This is a genomic window from Rhodococcus sp. PAMC28707, assembly GCF_004795915.1.
In the GTDB taxonomy this organism is placed as follows: domain Bacteria; phylum Actinomycetota; class Actinomycetes; order Mycobacteriales; family Mycobacteriaceae; genus Rhodococcoides.
In genome coordinates this window covers 3,031,797-3,049,404 of the sequence record NZ_CP039253.1, presented here as the reverse complement: position 1 = coordinate 3,049,404, position 17,608 = coordinate 3,031,797, and the positions used below count along the sequence as shown (strand labels likewise).

At 63.3% G+C, this 17,608-nt stretch carries 21 protein-coding genes; 1 reads left to right on the top strand and 20 read right to left on the bottom strand.

Translation table 11 applies throughout. The features are described 5' to 3' along the window. Positions 1-67 precede the first annotated feature (67 nt). The 11 genes from ccsB to E5720_RS13915 all read right to left on the bottom strand — a co-directional run bounded on the left by ccsB (position 68) and on the right by E5720_RS13915 (position 10,854). Positions 68-1,036 (bottom strand): c-type cytochrome biogenesis protein CcsB, encoded by a 969-nt coding sequence (gene ccsB / locus E5720_RS13965; protein WP_136171148.1) that lies wholly within the window; start codon positions 1,034-1,036, stop codon positions 68-70. A gap of 3 nt (positions 1,037-1,039) precedes the next feature. Then, complete coding sequence (locus E5720_RS13960) at positions 1,040-2,683, bottom strand: cytochrome c biogenesis protein ResB (protein ID WP_136171147.1); 1,644 nt, start codon at positions 2,681-2,683, stop codon at positions 1,040-1,042. Next, a complete protein-coding gene (locus tag E5720_RS13955) occupies positions 2,680-3,501 on the bottom strand; it encodes a cytochrome c biogenesis CcdA family protein (RefSeq protein WP_136171146.1) in 822 nt (273 codons plus the stop codon). The genes E5720_RS13960 and E5720_RS13955 overlap by 4 nt, the downstream gene beginning before the upstream one ends. Beyond that, complete coding sequence (locus E5720_RS13950) at positions 3,498-4,100, bottom strand: TlpA disulfide reductase family protein (protein WP_136171145.1); 603 nt, start codon at positions 4,098-4,100, stop codon at positions 3,498-3,500. The genes E5720_RS13955 and E5720_RS13950 overlap by 4 nt, the downstream gene beginning before the upstream one ends. Further along, positions 4,093-4,767, bottom strand: a complete 675-nt coding sequence (locus E5720_RS13945; RefSeq protein ID WP_136171144.1) for a histidine phosphatase family protein — start codon at positions 4,765-4,767, stop codon at positions 4,093-4,095. The genes E5720_RS13950 and E5720_RS13945 overlap by 8 nt, the downstream gene beginning before the upstream one ends. Next, positions 4,764-6,089: a glutamate-1-semialdehyde 2,1-aminomutase gene (hemL, locus tag E5720_RS13940; RefSeq protein WP_136171143.1), complete on the bottom strand. Its 1,326-nt coding sequence runs from the start codon at positions 6,087-6,089 to the stop codon at positions 4,764-4,766. The genes E5720_RS13945 and hemL overlap by 4 nt, the downstream gene beginning before the upstream one ends. Before the next feature lie 52 nt (positions 6,090-6,141). Further along, positions 6,142-6,843: an alpha/beta hydrolase gene (locus E5720_RS13935; RefSeq protein ID WP_136171142.1), complete on the bottom strand. Its 702-nt coding sequence runs from the start codon at positions 6,841-6,843 to the stop codon at positions 6,142-6,144. A gap of 146 nt (positions 6,844-6,989) precedes the next feature. Further along, complete coding sequence (locus E5720_RS13930) at positions 6,990-7,634, bottom strand: hypothetical protein (RefSeq protein ID WP_247595959.1); 645 nt, start codon at positions 7,632-7,634, stop codon at positions 6,990-6,992. A 118-nt stretch (positions 7,635-7,752) separates the two neighbouring features. Then, complete coding sequence (bioD, locus tag E5720_RS13925) at positions 7,753-8,433, bottom strand: dethiobiotin synthase (RefSeq protein WP_136171141.1); 681 nt, start codon at positions 8,431-8,433, stop codon at positions 7,753-7,755. Beyond that, positions 8,430-9,572, bottom strand: coding sequence for an 8-amino-7-oxononanoate synthase (locus E5720_RS13920; RefSeq protein WP_136171140.1), 1,143 nt, complete (start codon positions 9,570-9,572; stop codon positions 8,430-8,432). The genes bioD and E5720_RS13920 overlap by 4 nt, the downstream gene beginning before the upstream one ends. 13 nt (positions 9,573-9,585) lie before the next feature. Continuing rightward, the gene (locus E5720_RS13915) at positions 9,586-10,854 is read right to left on the bottom strand and encodes an adenosylmethionine--8-amino-7-oxononanoate transaminase (RefSeq protein ID WP_136171139.1); all 1,269 of its coding nucleotides are present in this window, start codon (positions 10,852-10,854) and stop codon (positions 9,586-9,588) included. Between the two features lie 114 nt (positions 10,855-10,968). Here E5720_RS13915 and E5720_RS13910 point away from each other — a divergent pair, with 114 nt between their 5' ends. After that, positions 10,969-12,942: an acyl-CoA dehydrogenase gene (locus E5720_RS13910; RefSeq protein WP_136171138.1), complete on the top strand. Its 1,974-nt coding sequence runs from the start codon at positions 10,969-10,971 to the stop codon at positions 12,940-12,942. 73 nt (positions 12,943-13,015) lie between these two features. On the opposite strand, the gene E5720_RS13905 is transcribed toward E5720_RS13910, so the two are convergent. The 9 genes from E5720_RS13905 to hemB form a co-directional block, all read right to left on the bottom strand. Further along, the gene (locus E5720_RS13905) at positions 13,016-14,107 is read right to left on the bottom strand and encodes a PQQ-dependent sugar dehydrogenase (protein ID WP_247596333.1); all 1,092 of its coding nucleotides are present in this window, start codon (positions 14,105-14,107) and stop codon (positions 13,016-13,018) included. A 109-nt stretch (positions 14,108-14,216) separates the two neighbouring features. Continuing rightward, positions 14,217-14,396 (bottom strand): heavy-metal-associated domain-containing protein, encoded by a 180-nt coding sequence (locus E5720_RS13900; RefSeq protein WP_136172699.1) that lies wholly within the window; start codon positions 14,394-14,396, stop codon positions 14,217-14,219. 51 nt (positions 14,397-14,447) lie between these two features. Next, positions 14,448-14,729: a metal-sensitive transcriptional regulator gene (locus E5720_RS13895; RefSeq protein ID WP_136171136.1), complete on the bottom strand. Its 282-nt coding sequence runs from the start codon at positions 14,727-14,729 to the stop codon at positions 14,448-14,450. Between the two features lie 15 nt (positions 14,730-14,744). Then, on the bottom strand, positions 14,745-14,993 hold the full coding sequence (locus tag E5720_RS13890) for a hypothetical protein (protein ID WP_247595958.1): 249 nt from the start codon (positions 14,991-14,993) through the stop codon (positions 14,745-14,747). Further along, positions 14,990-15,463, bottom strand: coding sequence for a hypothetical protein (locus E5720_RS13885; RefSeq protein ID WP_136172697.1), 474 nt, complete (start codon positions 15,461-15,463; stop codon positions 14,990-14,992). Before E5720_RS13885 ends, E5720_RS13890 begins: the two co-directional genes overlap by 4 nt. A gap of 57 nt (positions 15,464-15,520) precedes the next feature. Then, positions 15,521-15,715, bottom strand: coding sequence for a hypothetical protein (locus tag E5720_RS13880; RefSeq protein ID WP_136171135.1), 195 nt, complete (start codon positions 15,713-15,715; stop codon positions 15,521-15,523). A gap of 36 nt (positions 15,716-15,751) precedes the next feature. Next, positions 15,752-15,874 (bottom strand): hypothetical protein, encoded by a 123-nt coding sequence (locus tag E5720_RS22290; RefSeq protein ID WP_254900410.1) that lies wholly within the window; start codon positions 15,872-15,874, stop codon positions 15,752-15,754. Positions 15,875-15,954: 80 nt separating this feature from the next. Beyond that, on the bottom strand, positions 15,955-16,578 hold the full coding sequence (locus E5720_RS13875; RefSeq protein WP_136171134.1) for a hypothetical protein: 624 nt from the start codon (positions 16,576-16,578) through the stop codon (positions 15,955-15,957). Positions 16,579-16,594: 16 nt separating this feature from the next. Further along, entirely contained in the window at positions 16,595-17,569 is a 975-nt protein-coding gene (gene hemB / locus E5720_RS13870; RefSeq protein WP_136171133.1) for a porphobilinogen synthase, read from the bottom strand. Between the last annotated feature and the right edge of the window lie 39 nt (positions 17,570-17,608).

Sequence of the window (17,608 nt, the reverse complement as noted above, 5' to 3'; positions counted from 1 at the left end):
GAGACGGGTGACGCGCTCCCCAGCACGCCACCCCGGTCCTGCCAATATTTCAGGCGGACGTTACCAGCTAGTTCAGACCGGCATAGGAGTGCAGACCGGAGACCACCATGTTGATGATGAAGAGGTTGAACAACATGGTGACGAAACCACCGACGTTGATCCAGGCCGCGCGAGTGTTCCGCCACCCGGACGTTGCCCGTGCGTGCAGGTATGCGGCGTAGATGACCCAGGTGATGAAGGACATCGTTTCCTTGGGATCCCAGCCCCAGAAGCGGCCCCACGCTGCCTCTGCCCAGATCGCGCCGAGGATGACGCCTGCACCGAACAGCGGGAACGCCATGATCGTCGTCTTGTACGCGAGCCGGTCGAGCGATTGAGCGTCGGGCAGCTTGGCGGCGAATCTGCCGAGCGCGGTGCTCTTCTCCTCGCCTGCAGGCTGCTTGATGCGCAGCAGAAACAGCAGGCTCGCGACGCCGGAGACGAGCAGAATTCCACTGCCGACGCTGACGATGGTGACGTGGATCGGCAGCCAGTAGGAGCGCAGTGCAGGCACGACGGGTGCGGCGTCGGCGTAGAGCTTCGTGGCGGCGAGGAACATCAGAATGATGATCGGTGCCAGGACGAACACGAGCATCGGGCGCATCGCACGCTTCCGCAGCAACACGATCGACGTCAGGGTCGCAGCGGCGGTAGCCATGGTGACGAACTCGTACATATTGCCCAGCGGGAACCGGTGCGTTGCGAACCCGCGTAGGACGACCGCTGCCACATGCAGCACGAGTGCGAGGATCAGCAGCGCGTATCCCATGCCGGCCAGACGCTCGGACAGCGGCGGCTTCGGTGCGTCGGCAATCCGCCCCGGGCCGGTGGCCGTAGCGATGGGCGCGCCGGAGCCGACCAGTTCCTTGGAGTGGACCGCCGAGGCCTTCACCGAGGCGTACTGCGCAATGAGCAGGATGAATGCGAGTACGTAGATTGTGAATGAGGACTCGAAAGACCAGTCGCTGTACTGCGAGAGCGTCTCGTTAATCGGCATCGGTCAGTTCTCCTGGTCGTTCTTGGTGTTCACAGAGTTTGTGTCCACAGTTTTCACGTCGGCAATCAGACGCTCGCAGAGGTTGTCGAACTCCTCACCCCACCCGGCCTGATCGGTACGAGCCAACCCGCCAAGTTCTACTACAGTACGTCGTGGGTCAGCATCCGCAAGGAGTCGGACCCACACTCGGCGCCTCTTGATCACCAGCGAGACCAGCAGTCCGCTCATCATCGTCAGCGCGAAAACGAGCACCCAGGTCTGCGCCGGATCGTGCGACACCTGCAGATTCACGAACTCTTCTGCACCGTCGAATCGGACCGTCGTGCCGTCGGACAGCGTCGACGCTTCACCTGGCTTAAGGTTGATTCGGTCCTGCTTGACGAGCCTGCCTTGGTTGATCATCTCCTGGTTCAGCGTGAACAGTGACTGCGGAAGTCCGGTATCGAGTCCGGTGTCACCCTTGTAGATGTCGATGGCGACGGCGGGGTCGGTCATCGCCGGGAAGCTGGAGGAGAGCAGTTTGTCGTGGAAGAACGCAGTCGGCGCGAACAGGCCCTCGATCGCGATCTGGTTCTTGCGACGGTCCTCTGCGTCGGGGTAGAGCCCGCCCGGTGGGTCGATGCGCATGACGCCGCTGGAGAGGAAGGTCGTGGCGTCGGTCGGTTGCCACTGGATGGTCTCGGTGCGGGTTTCGCCGTTCGGGAAGGTCACCGTGAATGTCGGTGCGTATCCGTGGCCTTGCAGGTACACACGGTCCCCTGCCACCCGTAGCGGATGGTTGACCTGCAGAACATCGGATTTCCAGACGTTGTTCGCGAGGTCCTCCCCTGCCTGGTACTCGATGTTGGACGTGAACTGCTCGGCCTGACCGTTCTCGAGATAGTCGGCTTTGAAGTCCTCGACCCTGACGCACAGTGGTTCGAGTCCGGTGCCGTCGACGAGGTTGCCTGCGCGGAAACTGTCGTAAATTGCCGGTGAGGTGCTACAGATCCCCGGACCGTCGTTGGCGATGACCACGACGTTGCCTTCGTATCCGAACAGCTTGCCCAACGCGATTGCGGCGAGGAGAAGGACGAGCGAGATATGGAAGACGAGGTTGCCGAACTCTCGGAGGTATCCCTTCTCCGCAGACAGCGTCACCTCCCCGTTGCTTTCACGCTTCTCCACGCGCCAGCCGCGAAACTGTGCCTGCACGATTGCTGCGGTGTCCTCGGGTGAACCGTCGGCGACGTACCGGCGATGGTGAGGTAGTCGCGACAGGTTCCGGGGGGCCCGAACAGGCCTGGTGCGCAAAGCTTTTCCGTGCTCTATACAGCGCGGAAGGATGCAGCCGATGAGTGAGACGAACAGCAGCACGTAAATGGCGGTGAACCAGAAACTGCTGAAGACATCGAAGAGTTCGAGTCGGTCCATCAGCGGGCCGAGCGTCGGGCGGGCGGCGATGTACTCGTCGACCTTGCCTGCGTTGAGGCTGCGTTGGGGAACCAGTGCACCGGGAATCGCCGCGAAGGCCAGCAGGAAGAGCAGTACGAGCGCCGTCCGCATGCTCGTCAGACCACGCCAGATGTTGCGGGCGCCGGCGAGGACGCGTCGTGTCGGGGATTGGTGCCGTGGTGCCTGCTCCGGTCGGGTGTCGAGATCGGTCATATCGGCAACACCACGTCCGATACGAAGCCGTCGCGGACCCAACCGACGAATACGTCCCATGCGCCAGTCACGAGGGCAATTCCTACTGCTATCAACATGATTCCGCCGAATACCTGTATCTGTCGTGAATGGGTACGGAGCCAGCCGACTCCGCGAAGTGCGCTGACCGATCCGAAGGCAAGGATGACGAACGGCAATCCGAGGCCGAGGCAGTACGCGATGATGAGTATTACTCCGCGTGCCGCCGTCGCCCCTTCGGTCCCCGCCGCGAGCGAGATGACGCCCGCGAGGGTCGGTCCGAGGCACGGGGTCCATCCCAATGCGAACACGCCACCGAGCAGTGGTGCGCCGACGAGACTGCCGACTCGGCGCGGCTCGAATCGGACGTCGCGCTGCAGGGCAGGCACGAGGCCGACGAACACCAACCCCATTGCGATGGTGACGACTCCACCTATTCGCATCAGCAGTTCCCGATTGACTGCCAGTACCGAGATCGCGCCGAAGACCGTTGCCGTCGCCAATACGAAAACCACGGTGAAGCCGAGGACGAACAGCCCTGCCGCACCGGCGACTCGCATTCGAGTTCGAGTCCGCACCTTCGTCGTCGCAGCTTCCGTCGCGGTCACCGCCGGAGCGTCTGCGCCGACTACCCCCGCGAGATACGAGAGATATCCGGGCACCAGCGGAACCACGCACGGCGACGCGAACGAGACGAGACCGGCGAGCACGCAGACGCCGAAGGCGAGGACGAGCGGACCCGTCGACGCCGTCGCCTGAAACGTCTCACCGATGCCCGCCAAGTGGACCGTGTCACTCACTGTTGCTCGGGCCCCTCACCTGCGACCCGTTCGACGACGGGTTGCAGGTCCTCGGCGAGCAGTTCACGTAGGAAGACTGCTGCAACGCGGTGCTTCTTGTCGAGCACGATCGTGGTGGGAACCACCGAGGTCGGTATGCCGCCGAGAGCGGTGAGTGTGCGCATCGGGGGGTCGTAGATCGACGAGTAGGTCACCTTGTTGTCGATGACGAAGTCCTGCGCCTTGTCCTGGGCGTTGTCACGGACGTTGATACCGAGGAATTCGACGCCGAGATCCTTGGTGTTCTCGTAGACCTCTTCGAGATCGTCGGCCTCACCACGACACGGGCCGCACCACTGCCCCCAGACATTGATCACGACGGCTTTGCCCTCGTAATCGGACAACGACGTCGTATCGCCTTCGGTCATCAGGTCGGGCCCGGACAACGTTCCGATCGTTCCGCGCTCGGACGGCGGATCGTAGTAGATCTCGGTCTTACCACCGGGCGAGACGAAGTCGAAGGTACCGCCGGTGGCGACCGCGTCGGTGCCGGTAGCGCAGGCGCCGAGCAGTACCACGACGGAGATGCCGGCAGATGCGGCAGCGAGAAATCTACGCACCGGTGATCCTGGGATCGCTGGCACCGCCGGGCTCGGAGTAGACGATGTCCACGAGGGTGTCGCCCTCGTAGACGAGGGAGGTGAGCGAGGCGAGGCCGCACTGACGGTGCCGCGGGTCGTGCCAGAGGCGTTCTCCCTGTAGGAATCGCCGCAGTGTCCACACCGGCAACTGATGACTGACGACGACGGCTTCGTGGCCCACCGCGGCGACACGGGCGGCTCCGACCGCGGCGAGCATGCGGTGTGCGATCTGTAGGTACGGCTCGCCCCACGACGGGGTGAACGGGTTACGCAGCTTCCACCAGTGGCGCGGACGGCTCAGGGCGCCGTCACCGACGGCGACGCGAAGGCCCTCGAAGTCGTTTCCTGCTTCGATGAGGTTCTCGTCCTCCCCCACGGTGAGGCCGTGCGCCGCCGCGATCGGAGTCGCAGTTTCCTGTGCGCGTTGGAGCGGCGATGCGACGACGAGCGCAATGTCGTGTCCGGCAAGAGCATTGGCGACGGCAGTGGCTTGGGCCTGGCCCGTGACCGATAGCCGGAATCCGGGGAGGCGTCCGTACAGAATGCCCCTCGGATTGTGCACTTCACCGTGACGCAGGACATGGACGATGGTCCTGCTGGCCTGGTGCGGGTGCGTGGCGTCGTTCGTGGTGGGCGCGTCGGTCACTTGGAGGTTCCAGCTTCTGCTTGGGCTGCTGCACGAGCGGCGGCGGGTAGAGCGTCGGCGATGATCGAGAAGGCGTGCTCGTCCAGGGCTGCGGAGACGAACCAGGCTTCGAATGCGCTCGGCGGCGGATAGACGCCGCGGGAGAGCAGGCCGTGGAAGAAGGCCGGGTAACGCCAGGTCTCGGCTGCTTTGGCACCTGCGTAGTCGGTGACGGGTCCGTCGGAGAAGAACACGCTCACCATAGTGCCCGCGAACTGCACATGATGACGGACACCTGCTGCGGTGAGGGCATCACCGAGGAGTCCGCCGAGCTGCTTGGAGTTTTTTTCGAGCTTCTCGTAGACCGCTGCATCGGCCAGGCGCAGGCTGGCCAGTCCGGCAGCGACGGCAACCGGGTTACCGGACAAGGTGCCCGCTTGGTAGACCGGGCCTGCTGGGGCGAGGTAGGCCATGATGTCGGCGCGACCACCGAATGCAGCAGCGGGGAGCCCGCCGCTCATGACCTTGCCGAAGGTGTAGAGATCACCGGCGACGCCGTCGATGCCGTACCAACCGGCGGCGCTGACGCGGAATCCCGTCATCACTTCGTCCATGATCAGCAGCGCACCGTTGTCGGTGGCGATGCGACGCAGACCCTCGTTGAAGCCGGTGACCGGCGGGACTGCGCCCATGTTGCCTGCGGCGGCCTCGGTGATGATGCAGGCGAACTCGCCTGGATTCTCGGCGAACGCGGCCTCGACGGCGGCGAGGTCGTTGTACGGAACCACGATGGTGTCGCCCGCCTGCGCACCCGTCACTCCCGGCGACGTCGGCAGCCCGAGGGTCGCGAGACCCGAGCCTGCGTCGGCGAGCAGCGCATCGACATGACCGTGATAACACCCGGAGAACTTGAGGATCTTGGTGCGTCCAGTGAAACCGCGCGCGAGGCGGACCGCGCTCATCGTGGCCTCTGTGCCGGAATTCACAAGCCGAACCTGCTCCACCGGGCCCACACGGCCGATGATTTCCTCCGCGAGCTCGATTTCCCGCTCGGTCGGCGCACCGAACGACAGGCCCGTCGCTGCTGCCTTCTGGACCGCTTCGACCACGACCGGATGGGCGTGTCCGTGGATCATCGGGCCCCACGAGGAGATCAGGTCGACGTAGGACTTTCCATCGGCGTCGATCATCGTGTATCCGCTGGCCTCGGCGATGAACCGTGGGGTTCCACCTACCGATTGGAAGGCGCGAACCGGGGAGTTCACTCCACCAGGAATCACCGCGCTCGCGCGCTCGAAGAGTCGGGCCGAAACAGGGGCATCGTCGCCGGTCGGAACAGTCACGAACTCCAGTGTCCCAGGTTTACCCGTTTCGCCAACTACAGGGCGTAATAATTCACCGATCGCTGCCGAGTTCGGCTCGATACGCTTGAAGCCTGTCGGCGAGCAGAATGGGCTGCGACAGAGCCACCAAGTGCCCACCGGGCATCTCGTCGAGGTCCATCCCGAGCCGTTCGGCTACGACTCTTCGCTGAAACTCGATCGGAAAGAAACGGTCCTCCGCGCCTTGCAGGAAACGCGTCTGTACATCGGGCCACTGCGTCGACGGGTACGGAAGGACGAACGGGCCGTCGGATTGTTCGGGAGCACCACGCCGCATGGCCTCGGCAGTGACCTCCGGGGGAACGTCGTGAAAGAAGACGTCGGCGACGAGATCCTCGGTGTCGATCGAACGGCCCTCACGCTGTGCCTGTTCGGCTCGCGCCTGCGCTGAGCCCGTCGACTCCCACCACCGGCCCGGTGACTCGCCGGGCTTCGGCGTCATCGCGTTGAGCAGGACGATCATCGAGACTTCTGTTCTCTGCGCGACGAGGGGTGCGGTGAAGCCGCCCAACGATTGCGCAACGAGAACGTCGGTACCGACGCCACCCATCGCAGCAAGGACTGCGTCGGTGTACTCGACCAGACCAGCGTCCGGGTCACCGGCCGGAAGGGTCACCGCGACGACGTCGTAGCCGCGCCGTACCAGCTCCGCCTCCAACAAATGCCAGTACCAGCCGTCGCCGCCCGCACCTGGAATCAAGACGAAATCGTGCATCGACTTCTCCTGCCGTTTGCGGAGATATTTTAGTGGCTGACGACGCTACGCGGGGTGTAGCGACGACAAAACCCGCCCGCCGAAGTTCCGCTCTCATTAGGAGAAGAAACTTCGGCGGGCGGGCAGTAGAGAGCTATAGCTGAACTTTACGGTGCGCGGTGCTCGCCACCACGCGGGTCGTTCGGCAGGTGCTCGTCACCACGAACAGCACTGCCCTGGTTGCCTACGACGCCGTCCGGACGCACGTTGCCGTCGCGAACTCCCTCGTCGTGAACCTCACCCTCATGGCGACCGGTTTCGTGATGTCCGGTGTCGTCATGGGCGGTGTCATGGTGGACGGTGTCATGGTGGGCGGTGTCATGACGGCCGGTTTGAGTGGCATTCGGGGCAACCATCTTCTCGGCGGATGCTTTGTCGACACTGCCCGACTTGCTGGTGCCGGTCTTGGTGTTCACATCCGGATCGATCTTGTTGGCGCGGGCGTACTCTGCATCCAATTCGTCCCGGGAGGTTGCAGCATCACCCTGGTGGGTTTCGGCCTGCAAAGACAAACGGCGAGCTTCGGCGGCCTTGGCCTCGGCATCGGCCTGCGAGCGGCGCGCTTTCGCGGCGCTCTCGTCGGCAATCGCCTGGCGCTCCTCGACCTGCACGGATTTTTCAGCAGCCTTCTCACGGATACGCTCGGCTTCCACGCGTCGGCCGGACTTTTGCTTCCGGGCGAGTGCCAATGCAATCGCAATGATGAGCAGTACTACTACAACAGCAATCACTATCCATACTGCAGTGTTCATGTCTAGCCCCCAACTGTAGGTGTGGCGGATTGGGTACCCGCCGCTGCCGGCAATAAACGAAAAGTCCGGTTTTTCTCCCCGTTCTCGGTTTCCACCAGCAGCGTAGTAGTCGCGATCGTCACCGAAACAGAATGTCTTCGATCCCGTCGAACCATGACGGCGCTGCTGCGGTGAATTCGGGCGCACTCAGCTTGCCCGCGCCTTCCGGTAGGCAGCCCAGCAATGCCGTCGACGTCACCTCGGGCAGCTCGTCGAGGTTCGTAACGGCCGCTGTATCGGGCGCGCACGGCCATGACCCGATCACCAAGCCTGCGCACCACACACCGGCAGTTTCCAGCGCGGACACGGTGAGAGCGGAATGATTGAGCGTTCCCAACCCGGCACCGCAGACGACGAGGACCGGAGCACCTACTCTGCGGGCGAGGTCGACGAGCGTGAAGCCGTCGGTTCCCAGGCGTACGAGCAGCCCGCCCGCCCCCTCGACGAGCACCACGTCCGCGTCGAGGGCGCGCACGGCACCGCAGACGTCTTCGAGTCGAAGTAGAGGCATCGAGCTGCGCCGAGCCGCGACGTCGGGTGCCAAGGGTTCGGGGTAGCGGGCCAGTTCCAATAGATTGTCGACACCGGTGAGTCGAGAAATTTCCTCGAGGTCGCCCGGCTCGCCGGGTGCGACACCGGTCTGTGCGGGTTTACATACCGCCACAGAGCGTCCCGACGCGCGTACTGTCGCCGCCAGCGCGGCGGTGACGACGGTCTTGCCGACGTCGGTGGACGTTCCGGTGACGAAGAGAACGCTCACAGTAGTGATCGGTTCAGCACGGATCCCAGGACTTCGCGAACGACGGTGAGATCGCCCTCGGTCAGCGTGGCCCGTGCGGTGAGACGCAACCGCGAGGTGCCCTCGGGGACCGACGGTGGACGAAAGCAGCCGACGTGCACGCCTTGTCGGCGGGCGTACTGCGCGGCTTCATAGGCTTCGATCGCATCCCCGAGCACGACCGACACGACGGCCGATTCCGGTTCCGTCACTCCGACGATGTCGGCCAAATCCTGCGCCCGCTCGCGCACTGCGACTGCACGCGCAGGTTCGCGGACGAGCACCGCGAGAGCGGCTCGAGCTGCCGCGACGGCAGCCGGTGCGAGAGCGGTGTCGAAGATGAACGGCCTGGCGACGTCGACGAGGTGCTCCCGCACTGCGGGCGGGCCCAGAACCACCCCTCCTTGAGATGCGAGCGCTTTGGACAGCGTCGCGGTGATGACCAGGTCCGGCAGGCCGTGGAGACCGAGTTCGTGCACCAGCCCGCGTCCGCCGGCTCCCCGAACACCGAGGCCGTGGGCTTCGTCGACGATCATCAGAGCGGAGTACTTGCGGCACAGTGCATGTAGTTCGGTCAGCGGTGCGAGATCACCGTCGGCGCTGAACACCGAGTCGGTGACCAGGAGTGCTCGCTCTTCCTGCCTCGTCTGCAGCGTCCGCTCCACGGTGCCGAGGTTCGCTCGGTCGAATACCTCGATTCGAGCGCGCGAGAGCCTGCAGGCATCGACGAGCGACGCGTGCGAGGCCGAGTCGGACATCACGAGTGCGCCTCGGCCCGAAAGTGCCGATACCACAGCAAGATTCGCGGTATACCCCGAGGAGAACACCAGGCCCGATTGCGCGCCGACGAAGGCTGCGAGTTCGGATTCGAGCTCACAGTGCAGCGTCGTCGTCCCGGTGACAAGTCTCGATCCGGTCGAGCCGGTGCCCCAGTCACGCACGGCAGCGCAGGATGCGTCGACAACTTCGGGGTGGCGAACCAGGCCGAGGTAGTCGTTCGACGCGAGATCGATGACCGAGTCGTCCTGACGGCGCGCGTTCGGCGTCCGATGCAACCCAAGCGTTCGGCGGGTGTTCGCCGCTTCGGTCAGCCAGTCGAGTGTGCTCACCCGAGACACCATACTTGAACAGCGTTCAAGTCGCTGAGGCGATAGCCACCATTGCCGTCGCGATGCGCTCCACGTCCTGCTTTTCGCACACGTACGGCGGCATGGCATAGACCAGCCTGCCGAACGGACGAAGCCACACACCGTGAGCCACAGCTGTATCCGTCGCGAGTTGCATATCGACGGGTTCTCTCATCTCGATCACCCCGATCCCGCCTCGCACTCGGACGTCCACAACTCCGGTTAGCGCCTGCGCCGGCGCCAAACCCGAGCGCAGACCCGATTCGATTGCAGCCACCTCCGCACGCCAGTCTCGGGCGAGAAGTAGCTCGACGGCCGCAACCGCGACCGCGCACGCCAACGGATTCGCCATGAACGTCGGGCCGTGCATCAAGCCGCCTGCCTCCCCTGCACTGATGACCTCCGCGACCTCCGAAGTACACAGGGTGGCTGCCAGAGTCATGTACCCGCCGGTCAACGCCTTCCCGACGCACATGACGTCCGGGGCGACACCGGCATGTTCGGCCGCGAAGAGGGCGCCGGTTCGACCGAAACCAGTGGCGATCTCATCGAACACCAGCAAGACATCGTGGTCGTCGGCCATCCGCCGCAACTCGGCGAGGTAGCGCGGATCATGGAACCTCATCCCGCCTGCACCCTGCACTACCGGTTCGACGACTATCGCCGCAATATCGCCTGCGTTGCTCGCGAGAATCTTCTCGAACAGTGCGACGTAGTCAGGATCGAATTCACTCGGAGGAACGGGGGCGAAGATCTGGGCGTTGAGCACGTCGGTCCACAGCGTGTGCATCCCACCGTCGGGATCACAAATGCTCATCGGCGCGAACGTGTCTCCGTGATAGCCGCCACGCCAGGTCAACAATCTGCTCTTGCGGGGCAGACCGCGACTGCGCCAGAACTGAATACACATCTTGACCGCGACCTCGACCGAGACCGACCCGGAATCGGCGAAGAAGACCTTGTCGAGGCCATCCGGGGTGATCGACACCAGAAGTTCCGCGAGCCGAGCGGCCGGTTCGTGGGTAAGTCCGCCGAACATGACGTGACTCATCTTGCCCAGCTGGTCCCGCACCGCTGCGTCGAGCACCGGATGACGATATCCGTGCACGGCCGCCCACCAAGAGCTCATGCCGTCGACCAGCTCGCGGCCGTCGCTCAGTCGCAACCGGACGCCGGCTGCACTCTCCACGACAAGTGGTGCGGTCGAGGCGGGAAAGCCGCCGTACGGGTGCCAGACGTGCGCGGCATCGGTTCGCAGAATCTGTGAGGTATCGATGCGCCGACACTAAAGGATCGATAAATGCTGGAGGTTCTGCGGTGCGATCGAAATTATCTGTGGCCTTCCTGACCCTTCAGTCCCGGCTCGGCGGCCGAGAGGTTACCGTCGAGTATGGCAACCACTTCCGATCACCTTCGCAACACCTTGGACGGCCGCTGGCGTGATGTGAAGAACGAGGCCCGTAGGCAACTCGTTCGAGACGAGTTCCGTCCGCACTACACCCCGAACACCGTGATCGCCCGCACCAAAGCTTTGGAACAAATGAAGCTACTTGCTCGAAACGGCGTAGCCGAAGACGGTTTCAAGAAGGAACACGGCGGCGGCGGAGACGTCGGCGGGGCCGTGACGATGATCGAGATGCTCGCCATGTCGGACCTTTCACTGATGGTCAAAGCCGGAGTGCAATGGGGACTGTTCGGTGGAGCCATCGAAAACCTCGGCACCGAACGCCATCACGAGGCCTACGTGCGGCGCCTCATCGACCTCGATCTTCTCGGCTGTTTTGCGATGACGGAGACCGGCCACGGCAGCGACGTGCAGGCGCTGGAGACCACCGCGACGTACGATGCCGAAACCGACGAATTCGTCGTGCACTCCCCCACGCCGTCCTCACGCAAGGACTACATCGGCGGCGCAGCCGAAACTGCCACCGTTGCAGCAGTATTCGCGCAGTTGATCACCGCTGGACCGGGCGAGGAGCCGGAAGGACACGGAGTCCACTGCTTCTTCGTTCCGTTGCGCGACTCCGAAGGCGCGGACCTCCCCGGAGTTACGACCAGCGACTGCCAGTACAAGGGCGGACTCCCCGGAGTCGACAACGGGCGCATCATGTTCGACCACGTCCGCATTCCGCGCGACAATCTCCTCAACAAGTACGCCGACGTCGCCGCGGACGGCACGTACTCCTCACCTATCGAGAATTCGAGTCGACGCTTCTTCACGATGCTCGGCACGTTGATTCGTGGTCGCGTCACCGTCGGTGGCAGCGCGGCCGCCGCTGCTCGCGTCGCCCTGGATATCGCGACGCAATATGCCCTGCAGCGCAGGCAGTTCACGGCACCGGATTCCGAAGAAGAAGTCCTTATCATGGACTATCTGGTGCATCAGCGCCGACTGTTCCCACTGATCGCGAAGTCCTATGCGTTGCAATTCGCTCAGAACGAGCTCGTGGCAAAGATGCACGAGCTTCAGACGAGTGACGACCCGGATCCAGAGGAGCAGCGCGAGCTGGAGTCCCGCGCAGCAGGGTTGAAAGCGGCCAACACCTGGCATGCGACCACCGCAATTCAGGAAGCACGCGAAGCCTGCGGCGGCGCAGGCTATCTGGCCGAGAACCGGCTCATCTCGCTCAAAGCGGACACCGATGTGTTCACCACGTTCGAAGGTGACAACCACGTGTTGACGCAGCTGGTCGCTAAGCAGCTACTCACCGCCTATGCCGACGATGTGAAGAGCATGAGCCCGGTCGAGTGGGTTCGCTTCGCCGCGGAGTTCGCCGGCGATCGCGTGATCAAACGCACTGCCGCACAGACGATCATCCAGACCATCCTCGACTCCCGCCAGGACAACGAGGAAGAGGGATCGCTGTTCAATCGCGGCACTCAGATAGGCATGTTCGAGGATCGCGAGAACTATCTACTGTCGACGGTCGCACGGCGCCTGCAGAAGAACTCGAAGGAAATGAGCGCGTTCGACGCCTTCAACTCCGTCCAGGACCACGTGTTGCACGCAGCACGCGCACACATCGATCGGATCGTTCTCGAAGCGTTCTGCGCCGGCATCGACTCGTGTGAGGACGAAGCAGCCAAAGAGATTCTCGAGCAGGTGTGCGATATCTATGCACTCTCCGTCATCGAGGAGGACAAAGCCTGGTTCGTCGAGCACCGCTATCTCTCGACGGAGCGATCGAAGGCCGTCACCCGCGGGATCAACGAGCGGTGCCGCTCGCTGCGTCCGCATGCACTCGAGCTGGTCGAGGGCTTCGGCGTGCCGGAAGAACTCCTCGGCGCCGCCATGCTCGGTCATCCGGGCGCGGGAAGCGACGAGGAGTCCGCAGATCATCCGAGCAAGGCTCACGCAGTCTGACGCCGCCATAAGTTGGGGACCATCGCCGGTTTTGCGCGATGGTCCCCCGTGCGTCTTCGGGGAGAGATGGGCATCATCGAGGAGATATGCGCAGCACCTTGTCATCCGAGCCGTTGTCGGTGGTAACCAGAAGCGAACCATCGGACAGGCCCGTGACCGAGCGGAGCCTGCCGTACTCGTTCTCGAGCGCAACGGCATGCCGAGCGACCCCGGTACCGTCGTCCGTCAGCTTCAGAAAAACCAGCTTCTGGCCCTGTTGACTCGAGACGACAGCTGCGCCGTTCCACTCACCCCACGCTGCGCCATCGGCGAATGCCAGCCCTGGCGTCGCAATCGTCGGTGATCCGGAACTCCAGACCGCAGCGCGTGCACCCGGCACGCGATCGGGGTCGGTCATCTCCACCGACTCGTCGTAGATTCCCGGCTCGCGATCCGGCTTGTATCCGTAGTTCCCGGCGGGAACCAAGAGGTTCAGTTCATCGTCCCGGCTCGTGCCCTGCTCCACCTCGTACAGTCTGTCGGTGCCGGGCGCGAATGCCAGGCCCTGCACGTTGCGATGTCCGAGTGTGTACACGCGGTCGGGTGCGTCTGCGGCGGGTGAGCCGTCGGCATCTATGTGAAGTACTTTGCCGCCCAGTGAAGTTCGATCCTGCGGGACAGTCGGGCTCGCAGTGTCCCCAGTTCCCACGAACAGCGAACCATCTTCTGCAGCCAGGATTCGGCAACCGCCATGACGGCCGTTGCCCGCGACCGGGATACCGTCGAGAACGGTCGCGACCCTCGTCAATTCAGTCCAGGCCGCGTCCACGGACCAACGAACGACGGCGATGCGGTTCCCTTCCGAGTCGCTCTTCCCAAGGACGCCTTGGCAGGTGTACAACGTTCTGGACGAGGAAAAATCCGGTGCCAGTTCGATTCCCATCAAACCGGTTTCACCCTCGGCATAGAGATCGCCGAGATCGGCCTCGAGGTCTGCCACCGATCCGTCCGCACGCTCGACGATAAATCGACCCGACCGTTCGCCGGTCAGGATTGCGCCGTCCGGTGCCGCCACCACATCCCATGGCCTGCTCAGGCCGTCCAGTTCGGTTGTCACATCCAGCGCAGGTGCCCCGCTGTCATCCCGGGCAACCGATCCGGACGAACAGGCCAGAGTCATCGTCATGATCGAGACGAAAATTCCGGAACCGGACAGCAGCTTGTTCATCGCATTGCGCCGGATTCTCTGCCCACGCGGCGATTCGTTTTCGGATCCACGATCAGGTGCCGTTCACTCATCGGGAAACGAGTGTGTATCCCGCTTCGGTGACCGCGGAAGCGATGGCAGCCGCGTCGATGTCCTGATCGCTCGTGACGACAACTTCACCGCTGGCGACGTCGACGTCCACGCCGGTCACGCCTTCCAGTTCGGATATCTCCTCGGAAACCGATGCGGCGCAGTGCTGGCAGGTCATTCCCTCGACGATGTATTCGTTCTGCACTTGTTCACCTTTCTGGACAGGGAATCAGGATCGGACGAGTCGCGCGATCGCGTCGGACGCTTCTTTGACCTTGGCGTCTGCCTCGGGGCCACCTTTGCGTGCCGCCTCGACGACGCACCCTGCGAGGTGCGCGTCGAGCAGTTTCAACGATACCGACTGCAACGCTTTCGTCGCCGCAGACACCTGAGTGAGTACGTCGATGCAGTAGCGATCCTCCGTCACCATCCGCGAAATGCCCGCAACCTGTCCCTCGATACGCCTGAGTCTCTTCAGTAGGTCGTCTTGTTCAGTGGAATAGCTGCTCATAGCCCGATGATACCCCTACCGGGTATGTGAAGGTGGCTGGATGAGTCGTCGAACGCCATCGATCAGCAACAACCCTGCGACGACGACACCCGCCGCACCCAGCGCGATCCAAGGTCCGGCATAACGGGTGGAGACATACTCGGGCTCACCGTTGCCTGCCGCAGCGAACACCGTCTCGGTCACACCAGCGTTCCAACACAGGATCGCAAGAGCCACGAACACCACCGCGGCGACGATCTCGGCGATGGCGAGTCCCCGGATCACGAGTACTCGATTCGCGCATGTTCGAGCGCTGCCCGCAGTCCATCGTCGTCTTTGGCCCATGCCTGCACGAGAGCCCCACCTTTCACCCGGAGACCTATCGCGGTGCGTCGACGCGGCACCGAATGCAATTCACCGAGCACTCGCGCTGTCTCCCACTCCTTCGGTTCGTAGTCGCCATCGGAGTAGTCGATCGGAGGCAGCACCTCGTCTATTTCCGAGATGTCGAGAGTCTCGGTCCCCTGCCGTAATTGCTGAGGCGTCACCGCGACGCTGACATGCCTACGCGCGGCACTGACCTGTACGTAGGTGAATCCGACCAGGATGAGCGCAAACAGCGCCAGAGCGAACCAATGCATAACGGGGCCGGTCAGGAGTTCGATCATCAACACCAGTACACAGAACAGTGGCCCCCACAGCAGCGCCCGCCAGCGAGCGCCTTCCTCGCCGAACAGCAATTCCATGTCCGGCAACGACGAACCGAACTCGCGTCCACGTACCACTGTGCAAGCCCCCCAGGGTCGGAGGCGTCAGCTACTGACGACAGCGGGCAGGACGATCGCGATCGCCGCAAGGATGCCCATGGTCACTACGAGGCCGATCAAGAGCAACTCCATCCACATGCTGTGATCCACACGCTCGGTGCGATCGACAGGAGGCGTTTGCCTGGCCTCGGTCCGAACCTGCATACGACTCCCCTGACCGCCGACTGTGATGGCTGTCACGCTAGCCCAGGCGGCCACGGAAGACAAAACCACAGGTCAACCCGCACTGAATCCGAGCGCCATGATGAAAACCGCGACCGATACTGCCAGCAGCAAACCGAGAAGCGCCCAGGGCTTACCGCGCTCCTGCTCGACCTCGCGAACTTCCGGTTGCGTCATGTGGGATCCGATCACTCGAGGATGATACCGAGTGATGCTATTCACACAAACAGAGAGGGGCGCAAGTGACACGCCGACAGTCACTTCTTGCGTGAAGCGAGAAAATACTCGGTGGACTCCTTGCGATGCATCAGATAGATCGCACCGGCTGCGAGGACACCCTGCGCGATGCCCGCAACCGCCATCGACAGCGCCAATGCACCGTCGGCCGAACCGAGTCCGAACAGCTGAGGCAAGGCAAGAACCACTGTCACCGTCCCGATCATCGTCAGGACCATCCGTGCCCACATCCGACCGAGCCGCATCTTGTTCACCCAGAACAAGAACAGCGCTCCGAAACCCACTCCGAGGAAGACCATGAAGACGAGCGCCGCGGTCAGGTAACTCTCCGCCGACTCCGCGGTCAACGGCATGGACGGTTGCTGGAGCGCGACATCGTCGACGAGTTGCTGCGCGAAGATCGACTTGTCGCCGTAGACGACAACGAGCGTCATCAGCAACTCGAGCATGCCCAAGAGGGCTACCCCCCACCACAGATGCCGCGAAGTCTCGACGTCCACCGGCGCGGGTCGTTGGGCGGACTCGAGCGGCAGGGCATCGAACGACGGAATCTTCATCGACGGCGGGCCGTGTTCGGCCTCCCAGCGTTCCCAGTCCGGCTGTGGCCGGGGACTATCGCCTCCGGGCTGCGATGGATCGGTCATCTCTCACCATGCCCGGTCATAGCCACCCAGCTGCTTCCGTCGCCCAATAGGTCAACACCACATCGGCGCCGGCCCGTCGAATGCTGGTCAGGGACTCCAGTATTGCCGCGTCGCGATCGATCCAACCGTTCTGCGCGGCCGCGGTGATCATCGAGTACTCACCCGAAATCTGATATGCGGCAACGGGAACCGGAGAAATATTGGCAATGTCTCGCAGAATATCGAGATACGACATGGCTGGTTTGACCATCACCATGTCCGCCCCCTCCGCCAAGTCGAGCTCGACTTCATGGGCAGCTTCGCGGCGATTGGCCGAATCCTGTTGGTAAGTACGCCTATCACCCTGCAGCGAAGACCCGACTGCCTCCCGGAAAGGACCGTAGAAAGCTGACGCGTACTTGGCCGAATAAGCGAGCTGGCCGACCGCGTCGTGGCCTGCCGCATCCAGACCTTCCCGAATTGCGGCCACCTGCCCGTCCATCATGCCGCTCGGACCCAATAGATGCGCACCGGCATCTGCCTGCGACAGAGCCATCTCGACGTACCGTGCCAGCGTCGCATCGTTGTCCACAACGCCGTCGGCGGTCAGTACGCCGCAGTGTCCATGGTCGGTGAATTCGTCCAGACACGTGTCCGCCATGAGCACAGTCGAGTCACCGAGATCGGCCTTCAGGCGCCGAAGTCCGCGATTGAGGATTCCGTCGGGATCACTTGCTCCGGAACCCTCCGCATCCTTGTCCTCGGGGCGCGGCACGCCGAACAGCATCAGACCACCTACGCCCGCCGCCACGGCCTCTTCAGCCGCAGCGCTCAGTGAGTCGAGCGTGTGCTGAAAGACACCGGGCATCGAAGAAATCTCTCGCGGCTCACTGCGCCCGTCCGCCACGAACATCGGCAGCACCAGATGCCTCGCTTGCAAAGACGTTTCGGCCACCAACCGGCGCAACGCCGGAGTCCGGCGCAGTCGGCGGGGGCGGTCTACGGGAAACAACTGTACGGGCCCTCCTTCGTAGTGCAGTTGCGTGGAAAC